This is a genomic window from Thermus sp., assembly GCF_039793865.1.
GTDB lineage: Bacteria > Deinococcota > Deinococci > Deinococcales > Thermaceae > Thermus.
On sequence record NZ_JBAMMI010000062.1, the window covers coordinates 21,162 to 32,489 of the forward strand.

An 11,328-nucleotide genomic window follows, 5' to 3' on the forward strand; every position below is an offset into this window, starting at 1 on the left:
GGGGACGGCACCCGGGAGGGGAGGCTCAGGCCGGTTCGGGTGCGTCTTCCCTGAGGGCCTCCTTGAGGGCCCGGGCCGCCTTCAGGCTCATGCCGGGGAGCCGGGCGAGCTCCTCCAGGGGGGCCTCCTTCAGGGCCCTAAGCCCCCCGTAGCGCTCCAAGAGGAGCCGCCTCCTCTTCTCCCCGATCCCGGGGATGCCTGCGAGGACCTTGAGGGCCTCCTCGCTCCGCCGCTTCTGGTGGTAGCGGAGGCCGTTTTGGTGGGCCTCGTCCCGGAGGTGGATGAGGAGCTGGAGGGCCGGGTGGGTGAGGGGTAGGCGAAGCTCCCGCCCTTCCGGCGTGACCAGGACCTCCTCCCCCTTGGCGAGGCCCACCAGGGGAAGCCGAAGGCCCGCCCGCTCCAGGGCCCTTTCCGCCGCCCGCACCTGGCCCAGACCCCCGTCAATGAGGAGGAGGTCGGGGAGGGGAAGGTCCTTGAGGCTTCCCGTGTAGCGGCGGAAGACCCCTTCCTCCATGGCGGCGTAGTCGTCGTTGCCCGCCTTGAGGCGCATCCTCCGGTACTCCTGCCGCTTGGGCCTTCCCCCCTCAAAGACGGCGATGGAGAACACCCGGGCCTGGCCCTGGAGGTGGCTTACGTCGTACCCCTCCAGGCGCCAGGGACGGGCGGGAAGCCCCAGGAGGTCCTGGAGGGCCTTGAGGGCCGGGTGCTCCCCCCGCCTTTCCCGGAGCTTGAGCTCGGTCTCCAGGGCGAGGCGGGCGTTTTTCTCGGCGAGCTCCAAAAGCCTCGCCTTCTCCCCCTTCTTCGGCACCCTAAGCTCCACCTTCCGCCCGGCGCGGCGCCGGAGGAGCTCGGCGAGGCTTTCCAGGTCCTCCAGGGGGAAGGGGAGGAGGATGAGGGGGGGGAGGGGGGAGGCCTCGAGGTAGTGGTCCCGCAGGAAGGCCCAAAGGATCTCCTCCTCCGTGGCCTCCTCCTTCTCCACCACCCGGCTGATGCGCCCGAGGATGCGCCCGGAGCGCACCTGGTAGAGCTGGACCACGGCGAGGGCCCCGGAGCGGGCCATCCCCAGGAAGTCCAGGTCCCCCATCTCCGGGTCAAAGGCCTGCTGGTTCGTGGAGAAGAAGGCCTTTAGGGCCTCCATCTGGTCGCGGATCTCCGCCGCCCGCTCAAACTCCAGCCTCCTCGCCGCCTCCCGCATCTTGGCCTCCAGCTCCTGAAGGAGCCCGTCCACCCGGCCCTCGAGGACCGCCTCCACCTGGCGCACCACCTCCCGGTAGGCCTCGGGGTCGGCCAGGCCCACGCAGGGGGCGAGGCAGCGGCCCATGCTGTAGTTCAGGCAGGGGTAGCGCCTCCTTTTCATGGGGTAGCCCGAGTTCTTGCGCAAGGGGAAAAGGCGGTCTATGAGGGTCTTGATGCGGCGAAGCGCCCCCGCCTCGGGGAAGGGCCCGTAGTATTTGGCCCCGTCCTCCTCCACCCGCCGCACCACGAGGAGGGTGGGGAAGGGCTCGTGGGTGAGCTTGAGGAAGGGGTAGTGCTTGTCGTCCTTGAGGAGGACGTTGTAAGGGGGGCGGTGGGCCTTGATGAGGTTGGCCTCGAGGAGGAGGGCCTCCACCTCGTCCCGGGTGGCGATGAAGTCCAGGCCCGTGGCCTCCTCGGCGATGCGCCTGGCCTTCCCCTCGGCGTGGAAGTAGCTTCGCACCCGGGCGCGGAGGCTCTTGGCCTTGCCCACGTAGAGCACCTCCTCCCCCCGCTTCCAGAGGTAGACCCCGGGGGCCTCGGGGAGGGGAGGGAGGTCTTGGGCCCGCACGCTCCCCATTGTAGACTCTCCCCGTGCCTTCCTTCCTGGTGGACGCCCACCTGGACCTGGCCTGGAACGCGCGCGCCTTGGGGCGGGACCTGACCCTTCCCCTGGAGGCCCTCCGGGCCCAAGACCCCCACCCCGACACCCCCCTGGTCACCCTCCCGAGCCTAAAGGAGGCGGGGGTGGCCCTGGCCTTCGCCACCCTTTTCGTGGACCCCAAGGAGGTGCCTCCCGGGGCGTACGAGGAAGAGGCCCTGGCCCAGCTCGCCCTCTACGAGGCCTGGGAGAAGAGGGGCCTGGTGCGGATCCTGCGGGAGCGGGAGGACCTTTTGGCCCACCTAAAGCGCTTTCCCGAGGACGGGGTCTTGGGCCTCGTCCTCCTTCTGGAGGGGGCCCACCCCTTGCCCAGCCCCGGGGCGCTTGGGGCGTGGCGGAGGCAGGGCCTGAGGCTTCTTTCCCTCACCTGGGCCACGAAAAACGCCTACGCCGGCGGGAACGCCGAGCCCGGGCCCCTCACGGAGGCGGGGCGGGCGCTCCTTGGAGAGATGGAGGCTTTGGGCGTGGCCCTGGACCTCTCCCACCTGGCGGAGGAGGCGGCCTGGGAGGCCCTAAAGGCCTACCGGGGCCCCGTGGCCGCCACCCACGCCAACTGCCGGGCCCTGGTGCCCTCGGAAAGGCACCTCTCCGACGGGCTCCTCCGCGCCCTGGCGGAGAGGGAGGGGGTCTTGGGCCTCGTGCCCTTCAACGCCTTCCTGGACCCCGCCTGGAAGAGGGGGATGCCGCGGCTTCCCCTGGAGGCCTTCCTCCGCCACAAGGCCCACGCCGAGGCCGTGATGGGCAGAAGGCGGGTGGGCCTGGGCACGGACTGGGACGGGGGGTTTGGCCTCGAGGCCGTGCCCCTGGGCCTGGATCGGCACCGGGACCTCCTCGCCTTAGGGGACGAGGGCTTCCTGGGCGGGAACTGGCTACGCTGGCTCCTTGGCTGGTTCTAAGGGCACCACGGCCAGGGTGCAGCGGCTTGCGGCCAGGAGGCGCCCCTCCTCGTCGTGGACCTTCACCTCCCAGACCTGGGTGGTGCGGCCCACGTGGAGGGGCCTTCCCACGGCCCGGATCGTCCCTTCCCGCTTCTTGCGGATGTGGTTGCAGTTGATCTCCAGCCCGAAGGCGGCGTGCCCTGGGGGGCAGTTTAAAAACCCCCCCACGCTCGCCACGCTCTCCGCCAAGGCCACCGTGGCCCCCCCGTGGAGGAAGCCGAAGGGCTGGTGGACCTTGGGCGTCACCTCAAGCTCCGCCACCACCTCTTCCTTCTCCGCCTTGAGGTAGCGGATTCCCAAAGTCCGGTCCAAAGTTTCCCGCTCCAGGAAGGCCTTGACCTCCATGCCCTGGAGTATAAAGGGGCCGTGGGCGAGATCCGGCTTTTTCCCGGCTTCCTCGTCCCCCCGGCGGGGCTGGACTTCCTCTTGGACCTCCCCTCGGAGGAGGGGCTCCACCTCGTGGCCTTCGCCGAGGGGGCCCTGGACGCGCTGAAGGTGGCCTTCCGGGAGGGGGCGAGAAGCCTCGTCCTCCTCTCCCCGGTCCTCTTCCGGGACGCGCTCCTTGCGGCGCGGCTTGGCGCCTTGCGCTTCGGCCTGGAGCGGGGCGGGGTGGAGGGGTTCGCCCGGGTGGGCCGGGCCCTCTTCTTCGGGGCCTTGAGCGCGGGGAGCGAAGAGGTCTACGAGGCTTGGAAGGAGGGCCTGAGCGAGGCGGGGCTTTGGCGGTGGCTTGGGCGCCTCGAGGCCCTGGAGGACGAAAGGCGCTGGCTTAGGGGCACCGAGGCCCGGGTCCTCGTGGTCCAGGGGGCCCTGGACGCCTTCACCCCGCCCCTTCACGGGGCCAAGGTGGCGGACTTCGCCAAAGGGGAGGCCCTCCGCTTCGTGGTGGACGAGGCCGGGCACCTCGCCCCCTGGGAGGCCCAGGGGGAGGTCCGGGACCTGGTTTCGGACTTCCTCCTGGGGGAGGGGTTCCGGCCCCTGCCGGGGGGGCTCGCCTTATGAGGCGCGCGGGATACCTCCACCTCTACGGCCTGAACCTGGTCTTTGACCGGGTGGGCCGGGGCCCGGCGGTGGTCCTCCTCGCCGAGGAGGCCTCGAGGTGGCCCGAGGACCTGCCCCCGGGGTACGCCTTCTACCTCCTGGACCTCCCGGGCTTCGGGCGCACCGGAGGGCCCGCCATGACCCCAGAGGAGCTGGCCGAGTACGTGGCGGGCTTTTTGGCCATGCTCAACCTGGGCTCGCCGCCCCTCCTGGTGCGGGGGGTGGGGGAGGCGGTGGGGGCGGTCCTGGCGGAGCGGGGGTATAGGGTCTTTGGGGCAGAGGATTTGGGGGCGGCGTTGCAAGAAGCCTTGGGATCGTGATAGGATATACCTGGGAGGTGTGCGGTATGAGAAAAGCCCTGATCCTTCTCGTGGCGGCCATGGGTTTGGCCTCGGCGCAGGTTTCCCTGGAGAACCTAAGGCCCTCCTTGGCGGCGGTGGGCGGCACGCAGGGCTTCGGGGTGGAGGTTTCCTGGTACTGCCTCCTCTTCCAGCCCCCCGTGGGGGAGGTGCGCCCCGCCCTGGACCTGGCCTACACCCTGGGGGGTAGCCTGAACGGGGCCTTCCTCTTCCGCTACCTCTACCCCGTGGCCGAGGGACTTAAGGCGGGGGCTGGGCTAGGGGTGGCCGTTCCGGGCTTCAACTTCGGCAACCTGGCCCTCTACTTCCGGGCGGACGCGGAATACGATCTGGCCTCCGTCCTCAAAGCCCCGGTGTTCTTGGGCGGGGACCTGGGCCTTGCGGGGGGGAAGCTTGCGGCCCAGATGAAGGTCGGGTTCCGCTTCTAGGGGAGCAGGCTTGCCCAGGGGGGCCGGACGTGTCCCCCCTGGGTTTTTCCTTTAGCGGGGAGGCTACTCCCCCTCCTCGCCCGAAGGGGCATCCACCTCCTTTTTCATCACCTCCCTGAGAAGGCTCGTGGCGTAGCTTCCCTTGGGCAGGAAGAAGCTCAGCCAAAGCCCCTCCGGGCCCTCCTCCACCTGCCACTCCGAGAGGGGAACCCGGATGGGCCTCCGGGCGCCCCGCCTCGCCCTGAACTCCTCCCGCTTGAGCCCGTAGCGGGCGAGGACCTCGTCTTCCATGGTCCTCGCCTCCCCTTGGGCCTCGGGGTACTTCTTGCCGAAGAGGGGTCCCGTGGCGCTGATCTCAAGCCTTAAGGCGCGCTCGGCCTCTCCCGGGTCTTCCACCAGGAACTCCCCCCCGGTGGCGTGCTTCTTGGCCCAGTCCCCAGGGATGACCCGGTCAAAGAGGCCCCGCTCCAGCCTGAGGGCCACCCAGTCGTTGAAGAGGAGGCTCTGGAGGCTTCCGATGAGGAAGCGCTTGAGCCAGGGGCTTCCCCGGCCCTTTCCCTCCTTCACCAAGCGGTAGCCCCGCACCGGGTTGAGGCCGCCGAGGCCGAAGCGCTGGGGGCCGTAGTAGTTGGGCACGCCCTTCTCCGCGAGGCGCCTGAGGACCGCCTCCGCCTCGGGGAGGCCCCCCTTGGGGCGGCGGATGAGGACGCGGAAGCGGTTCCCCTTGAGGTGGCCCGTGCGGAGCTTGTGGGGGTGGAGGCTGGCCTCAAGGAGCCTCACCCCCTGCAGGTTCTCCAGGAGGCAGAGGGCGTCCTCGTATTTCCTCGGGATGGAGAACCACTGCCGGGTGCGGGCGTGCTTGTCCTTGAGGCCCGCCACCCCGATCTCCTTCTCCGGCACCCCCACCGCGTCCCGCAGGAACTCCACCACCTCCCGGGTGGTCAGGCCCTCCTTCTCCAGGAAAAGGTAGAGGTGCTCTCCCTCCCCTTTGGGGAGGTAGGCGGGGACCTCCTCCACCTGGAAGTCCTCCCGCTCCACCCGGATCTCCCCGCTCACCCCGGGGAGGTCCCCCGTGAGGAAGGGGTAGCGCTCGGGGCGGTAAACCAGGTCCATCCCCCTATTCTCGCCTAGGGGAGGGCCTCAAGCCAAGACTCCAGGACGCCGAAGCCGTAGCGGAAGAAGGCCTCGGAGCCAAGCTCCACCCCGGCCTCCGCCAGGATCTCCTTGGGGCTTTGGCGCTCCCCGGCCTCGAGGACCCGGAGGTACCGGGGCACGAAGGCCTCCCCCTCCTCCCGGTACTTGCCGTAGAGGGCGAGGACCACCAGGTAGCCCAGGGCGTAGCTGTAGGTGTAGAAGCGGTAGTGGACGAAGGGTCCTCCGGGGAAAGCCCTGCCGCCAGGGCCAGGGCGCTCTCCAGGTCCTGCCAGAGCCTGGGGTCCTCCGGGGAGGCGTAGAGGTCGGAAAGGTCCCACTCCATGGGCCCCACTATACCTGGGCGGTATCCTGGGGGGCGTGGCCGCGCTCGTCATCTACAAAGGCAAGCCCGCCCTGGCCGAGGAGAAGGGGGGGCGCTTGGAGCTTGAGCTTCCCGGGGGCGAGAGGCAAAGGGTTCGCCCCAAGGACGTCCTCTTCCTTCACCCGGGTCCCGCCTCCTTGGACCTGAAGGCGCCCGAGGGGGAGGAGGAGGCCGCCTGGGAACTCTTAGAGGGGCAGAGGGTGAGCCTAAAGGAGCTCGCCGAGCTGGTCTACGGGGCCTTTACCCCGGAGGCCGCCCTGGGCGCCTACCTCCTTGCCCAAAGGGGGGAGCGCTTCGTCCTGGAGGGGGAAGGGGTGCGGGCCCGCACCCGGGGCGAGCTTCAGGCCCTAAAGGAGGCGGAAAGGAAGCGGGCGGAGCGGGAACGGGCCTTCCAGGAGGCCCTAAAGCGCCTGAGGGAGGGAAGGCCCGCCCCGGAGGACCGCCCCCTCCTCGCCGAGGTGGAGGCCCTGGCCCGGGGGGAGAGGAAGGAAAGCCCCGTCCTAAGGGCCCTCGGCCTCCCCGAAACCCCCGAGGCGGCCCACGCCTTCCTCCTCCGCCTGGGGCTTTGGCAAAGGGAAAACCCCCACCCGAAAAGGCTCGGCCTTCCCCTCCAGCCCCCGGACCTCCCCGTCCCCCCTCTTCCTGAGGAGGACCGGGTGGACCTCACCCGCCTCCCCGCCTTCGCCATAGACGACGAAGGGAGCCAGGACCCGGACGACGCCATTTACGCCGAGAAGGTGGAGGAGGGGTTTAGGCTTTTCGTCCACGTGGCCGACGTGGCGGCCCTGGTGGCCCCAGGTAGCCTCCTGGACGAGGAGGCCCTGCGCCGGGGGGCGAACCTCTATCTGCCCGAGGGCACGGTGCCCATGCTCCCCCCCGCCGTTACCGAGCGCCTCGGCCTGGGCCTAAAAGAGGTCTCCCCGGCCCTCACCTTTGAGCTTTGGGTCTCGGAGGAAGGGGAGCTTCGGGAGGAGAGGGTCTACCCCTCCTGGATCCGGGCCGCGCGCCTCACCTACCGGGAGGCCCTCGAGGTGGAGGCCTTGAGGCCCCTAGAGGCCCTGGCGGAGGCCTTCCGGGCGAGGCGCCTCGCCGCGGGGGCCCTGGAGATCCACCTCCCCGAGGTGAAGGTGCGGGTGGAGGGGGAGGAGGTCCGGATCACGCCCCTCCCCCCCTACCCAAGCCGGGTCTGGGTGCGGGAGGCCATGCTCCTCGCCGGCTACGCCGCGGCCCACCTGGCGGTGCGGGAGGGGCTTCCCTTCCCCTTCGCCACCCAGGAGGCCCCCTCGAGGCGGGTGGAAGGGGAGGGCCTCGCCGCCATGTGGGAGCAGAGAAAGGCCCTAAAGAGGGCCCAGCTCAAGGCCGTGCCCGCCCCCCACAAGGGCTTAGGCCTTCCCCTCTACGCCCAGGTGACGAGCCCCCTGAGGCGCTACCTGGACCTGGTGGCCCACCAGCAGCTCAGGGCCTGGCTCAAGGGGGAGAGGCCCCTCTCCCAGGCCGAGGTCCTGGAAAGGGTGGGGGCGGCGGAGGCGGTGGCCGACCTGGTGCGGGAGGCGGAAAGGCGGAGCAGGCTCCACTGGACGCTCCTTTACCTCATGGAGGAGGGCTACGAGGGGCCCGGCGTCCTGGTGGAAAGGCGGGGGGGGCAGGGGGTCTTCCTCCTCCCTGAGCTTGGGCTTTCCGCCCAGGTGGCCCTCTCCCAACCCCTCCCCCTGAACGCCGAGGTCCGCCTCCGCTTCCTGGAGGCGGACCTTCCGGGCCTCGAGGCCCGCTTCGCCCTGGTCTAAGCGCCCCACGGCGGCGAAAGCCGCGGTGGGGGCCCCGATGCGGGCTACATGTGCTCGATCAGGGCCCGGCCGAACTCGCTGGTCTTGAGGAGGGTGGCGGGCTTTCCCTCGGCCTGGAGGAGGCGGTGGAAGTCGTAGGTGACGAGGCCCTTGGAGATGGTGCGCTCCATGGCCTGGAGGATGAGGTCCGCCGCCTCGTTCCAGCCCAGATAGCGGAGCATCATCTCCCCGGAGAGGATGACGCTAGAGGGGTTCACCTTGTCCTGGCCAGCGTACTTGGGGGCGGTGCCGTGGGTGGCCTCAAAGACGGCGTGGCCGGTCTTGTAGTTGATGTTGGCCCCGGGGGCGATGCCGATCCCCCCCACCTGGGCGGCGAGGGCGTCGGAGATGTAGTCCCCGTTGAGGTTCAAGGTGGCGATCACCGAGTACTCGTCGGGGCGGAGGAGGATCTGCTGCAGGAAGTTGTCGGCGATCATGTCCTTGATGACGATCTCCCGGCCCGTCCTGGGGTTTCTCATCACGTGCCAGGGGCCGCCCTCCAGGGGCACGGCCCCGTACTTCTCCCGGGCCAGGGCGTAGCCCCATTCCCGGAAGGCCCCCTCGGTGAACTTCATGATGTTGCCCTTGTGGACCAGGGTGACGCTGGGGAGGTCCTCCTTGATGGCGTACTCTATGGCCGCCTCCACCAGGCGCTCCGTGCCCTCCTTGGACACGGGCTTGACCCCAAGGCCCGAGGTCTCGGGGAAGCGGATCTTGGCGTAGGCCTTGGGGAACTCCCGCTTGAGGAAGTCCAGGACCTTCCTCGCCTCCTCGCTCCCCGCGGGCCACTCAATGCCGGCGTAGATGTCCTCGGTGTTCTCCCGGAAGACCACCATGTTGACGAGCTCCGGGTGCTTCACCGGGCTCGGCACCCCCTGGAACCAGCGCACGGGGCGCACGCAGGCGTAGAGGTCCAGCTCCTGCCTCAGGGCCACGTTGATGGAGCGGATCCCGCCCCCCACGGGGGTGGTGAGGGGTCCCTTGATGGCCATCAGGTGCTCCCGGATGAACTCCAGGGTCTCCTCGGGAAGCCAGACGGGCTCCCCGTAGACCTGGTTGGCCTTCTCCCCGGCGTAGATCTCCACCCAGGCGATCTTGCGCCTTCCCCCATAGGCCTTCTCCACGGCGGCGTCTAGGACGGGTTGGGCCGCTCTCCAGATGTCGGGGCCGGTGCCGTCTCCCTCAATGAAGCCGATGAGGGGTCGGTCGGGAACCCTCAGGACCCCGGCCTGGATGGTGATCTTCTCGCCCTCTTCCGGAATGCGGATGTGCTTGTAGGCCATACCTGACCTCCGGGGCACAGCATACCCCCTCCCCCAGGGAAAAGTGTCCTAAACTTGCCCTATGCCAGATATCGTCGTGGTGGGGGCGGGGATCGTGGGGGCGGCCTCGGTCTACCGCCTGGCGGAGGGAGGGCTTAAGGTCCTCCTCCTGGAGAAGGAGGCCACCTTCGCCCAGGGCTCCACCGGGAAAAGCGCCGCCGGGGTGCGGGTGCAGTTCTCCGAGCCCCTGAACGTCCTCCTCTCCTACCATTCCATCCTGGAGTACCGGGAGATCCCGGAGGCCGCCTACCGCCCCACGGGCTACCTCTTCCTGGTGCCCGAGGGCCTAGCCGAGGCCCAAGAAGAAGCCCTTAGGGTGCAGAAGGCCCTGGGGGTTCCCGTGGAGAAGCTCTCCCTGGCGGAGGCCCAGAAGAAGGTGCCCTTCAGGGAGGAGGGCCTGGCCTACGCCACCTTTGGCCCTATGGACGGGGTCATAGACCCCCACGGGGCCACGGCCTATTACCTCCGGGAGGCGAGGCGGCTTGGGGCGGAGGTGCGCTTTTCGGAAGCCCTCCTCTCCGCCCGGCGAAAGGGGGGGCTTTGGCGGGTGGAAACGCCTAAGGGGCGGTACGAGGCCCCCTACCTTCTCCTCGCCACCGGGGCCTGGACGGGGGAGGTGGGGAAGGCCTTGGGCCTGGAGATCCCCATCTACCCGGTGCGCCGCATGGTCTTTGCCACCGCCCCCGCGCCCTTTCCCCACGCCTTCCCCCTCGCGGTAGACCTCGCCACGGGCTTCTACCTGCGCTCCGAAGGCCCCCGCCTTCTCTTTGGCCGCTCCAACCCCAAAGAGCCCCCGGGCTTCCGGGAGGGGATGGACTGGGAGTGGCTTCCTCCCACCCTCGAGGCCGGCCTCGCCCGATTCCCCTTCCTGGAGGGGCTTTCCCTGGACCGGAGGGCGAGCTGGTGGGGCTACTACGAGGTGACCCCGGACCACAACCCCATCCTGGGCTTCGTGGAGGAGGGGCTTCTTTTGGCCGCGGGCTTCTCCGGGCACGGGGTGCAGCAGGCGGCCATGGTGGGCCGCCTCATGGCGGAGGAGGTGATCTTCGGCCAGGCGCAAAGCCTGAATATCGCTCCCTTTCGCCTAGGCCGCTTCCGGGAAGGAAGGCTCCTGAGGGAGCAGGGGATCGTGTGAACCGATTGACCGAAGGCTTGGCCTCCCCTATGATGGGGGTTGCCTGGCGCCGGGCGGCGTAGCTCAGGTGGTCAGAGCACACGACTCATAATCGTGGTGTCGTGGGTTCGAGTCCCACCGCCGCCACCAAGGGGCCCCTGGGAAAACCAGGGGCTTCCTTATGCTTTTCTTCCACCGCGGTAAGCATTGGCCGCCCCCCGCCCCAGAAGTCGTGAAGAGGGTAAATCGTCGGGTCATGGGAAGTCGTAAGCGGTACTCGTCGAGGGTAAGTATGTGGGGCCCAATCACGGCTTGGGCGGAAGGATGGCTTTTGGACTGCAAGGCCAGGGGGCTTTCCCCGAACGCCATCGGGTTTTACCGGGACGCGGTGAGGGCCATGGTGAAGGTGCTGGGAGATAAGCCGATGGGGGACCTTAGCGCGGACGACCTTCGGGCCATCCTTGGGCCCCAAATCCGGGAAGTGAAATCTCCCGGCGGGGGCAGTCCAAGCGCGGGCGGGCCCGGTGGGGGTGGCCCGGGGGTGCTTCGGCAAGGGGCGCGCCTTCCGGCCTTGGCCTTTGGGCTCCTAGCGGCCCAGGGGAACGCCCCGCCCTTGGCTTTCTTTGTGGGGCCCGCATATATGTCCCAAGCTTGGGCCCGGGAAAGGGGTGTTTCGTTAGCGAAACAGGGGCCCTTACCTTGGGGCACGGGAGGGGGGCGCATAGCTAAACGAGGAGGGCTGGAGACGACCCACCCCCTGGGCTTCCGCAAGCCCCTGGGGGAGCTGATAGAGGTCCAAGCCCAGCGCCTGAAGGCCGCCCTCTTGGGACGGGAGCGCTATACGCCCTTTTACTTGCGAACGCGCTAGTTGCTACACTTGTGCGCAAAATTGCGGG

General features: G+C 69.2%; 10 protein-coding genes, 1 tRNA gene and 1 pseudogene. 7 read left to right on the top strand and 5 right to left on the bottom strand.

The annotated features are described in order from the left end of the window. Positions 1-25 precede the first annotated feature (25 nt). Positions 26-1,813, bottom strand: a complete 1,788-nt coding sequence (gene uvrC, locus ABJK26_RS06075; RefSeq protein WP_347241381.1) for an excinuclease ABC subunit UvrC — start codon at positions 1,811-1,813, stop codon at positions 26-28. A gap of 14 nt (positions 1,814-1,827) precedes the next feature. Between uvrC and ABJK26_RS06080 the strand changes: the two genes are divergently transcribed. Further along, positions 1,828-2,790 (top strand): membrane dipeptidase, encoded by a 963-nt coding sequence (locus ABJK26_RS06080; protein ID WP_347241382.1) that lies wholly within the window; start codon positions 1,828-1,830, stop codon positions 2,788-2,790. On the opposite strand, the gene ABJK26_RS06085 is transcribed toward ABJK26_RS06080, so the two are convergent. Further along, on the bottom strand, positions 2,764-3,177 hold the full coding sequence (locus ABJK26_RS06085; protein WP_347241383.1) for a PaaI family thioesterase: 414 nt from the start codon (positions 3,175-3,177) through the stop codon (positions 2,764-2,766). The genes ABJK26_RS06080 and ABJK26_RS06085 overlap by 27 nt on opposite strands. 21 nt (positions 3,178-3,198) lie before the next feature. Here ABJK26_RS06085 and ABJK26_RS06090 point away from each other — a divergent pair, with 21 nt between their 5' ends. The 3 genes from ABJK26_RS06090 to ABJK26_RS06100 are packed head-to-tail and all read left to right on the top strand — an operon-like array spanning position 3,199 to position 4,657. Then, positions 3,199-3,831, top strand: a complete 633-nt coding sequence (locus ABJK26_RS06090) for an alpha/beta hydrolase (RefSeq protein WP_347241384.1) — start codon at positions 3,199-3,201, stop codon at positions 3,829-3,831. Continuing rightward, the gene (locus ABJK26_RS06095; RefSeq protein WP_347241386.1) at positions 3,828-4,190 is read left to right on the top strand and encodes an alpha/beta hydrolase; all 363 of its coding nucleotides are present in this window, start codon (positions 3,828-3,830) and stop codon (positions 4,188-4,190) included. Before ABJK26_RS06090 ends, ABJK26_RS06095 begins: the two co-directional genes overlap by 4 nt. A 26-nt stretch (positions 4,191-4,216) precedes the next feature. Beyond that, entirely contained in the window at positions 4,217-4,657 is a 441-nt protein-coding gene (locus ABJK26_RS06100) for a hypothetical protein (RefSeq protein WP_347241388.1), read from the top strand. Positions 4,658-4,720: 63 nt separating this feature from the next. Here the strand turns inward: ABJK26_RS06100 and ABJK26_RS06105 are convergent, their stop codons facing one another. Together ABJK26_RS06105 and ABJK26_RS06110 are read right to left on the bottom strand one after the other, a co-directional pair. Then, positions 4,721-5,770 carry a tRNA pseudouridine(13) synthase TruD gene (locus ABJK26_RS06105; RefSeq protein ID WP_347241389.1) on the bottom strand — a complete coding sequence of 350 codons (1,050 nt, stop codon included), beginning with the start codon at positions 5,768-5,770 and terminating at the stop codon, positions 4,721-4,723. A 14-nt stretch (positions 5,771-5,784) separates the two neighbouring features. Beyond that, positions 5,785-6,045, bottom strand: a pseudogene (locus ABJK26_RS06110) (oligoendopeptidase F); the annotation flags it as partial. A 124-nt stretch (positions 6,046-6,169) separates the two neighbouring features. Between ABJK26_RS06110 and ABJK26_RS06115 the strand changes: the two are divergent. Next, positions 6,170-7,957 (top strand): RNB domain-containing ribonuclease, encoded by a 1,788-nt coding sequence (locus ABJK26_RS06115; RefSeq protein ID WP_347241390.1) that lies wholly within the window; start codon positions 6,170-6,172, stop codon positions 7,955-7,957. A gap of 44 nt (positions 7,958-8,001) precedes the next feature. Here ABJK26_RS06115 and icd read toward each other — a convergent pair whose 3' ends face one another. Beyond that, a complete protein-coding gene (icd, locus tag ABJK26_RS06120) occupies positions 8,002-9,279 on the bottom strand; it encodes an NADP-dependent isocitrate dehydrogenase (protein ID WP_347241391.1) in 1,278 nt (425 codons plus the stop codon). A 61-nt stretch (positions 9,280-9,340) separates the two neighbouring features. Here icd and ABJK26_RS06125 point away from each other — a divergent pair, with 61 nt between their 5' ends. Both ABJK26_RS06125 and ABJK26_RS06130 read left to right on the top strand, forming a co-directional pair. Continuing rightward, positions 9,341-10,453, top strand: a complete 1,113-nt coding sequence (locus tag ABJK26_RS06125) for an FAD-dependent oxidoreductase (protein ID WP_347241392.1) — start codon at positions 9,341-9,343, stop codon at positions 10,451-10,453. A 52-nt stretch (positions 10,454-10,505) separates the two neighbouring features. Beyond that, positions 10,506-10,582: transfer RNA gene (locus ABJK26_RS06130), tRNA-Met, on the top strand. The last annotated feature ends 746 nt before the right edge of the window (positions 10,583-11,328 follow it).

Excerpts from the sequence above, each read along its gene's own strand:
- uvrC (WP_347241381.1), bottom strand. The coding sequence starts at position 1,813 with ATGGGGAGCGTGCGGGCCCAAGACCTCCCTCCCCTCCCCGAGGCCCCC.
- ABJK26_RS06085 (WP_347241383.1), bottom strand. The coding sequence starts at position 3,177 with ATGGAGGTCAAGGCCTTCCTGGAGCGGGAAACTTTGGACCGGACTTTG.
- ABJK26_RS06095 (WP_347241386.1), top strand. The coding sequence starts at position 3,828 with ATGAGGCGCGCGGGATACCTCCACCTCTACGGCCTGAACCTGGTCTTT.
- ABJK26_RS06100 (WP_347241388.1), top strand. The coding sequence starts at position 4,217 with ATGAGAAAAGCCCTGATCCTTCTCGTGGCGGCCATGGGTTTGGCCTCG.
- ABJK26_RS06105 (WP_347241389.1), bottom strand. The coding sequence starts at position 5,770 with ATGGACCTGGTTTACCGCCCCGAGCGCTACCCCTTCCTCACGGGGGAC.
- icd (WP_347241391.1), bottom strand. The coding sequence starts at position 9,279 with ATGGCCTACAAGCACATCCGCATTCCGGAAGAGGGCGAGAAGATCACC.
- ABJK26_RS06125 (WP_347241392.1), top strand. The coding sequence starts at position 9,341 with ATGCCAGATATCGTCGTGGTGGGGGCGGGGATCGTGGGGGCGGCCTCG.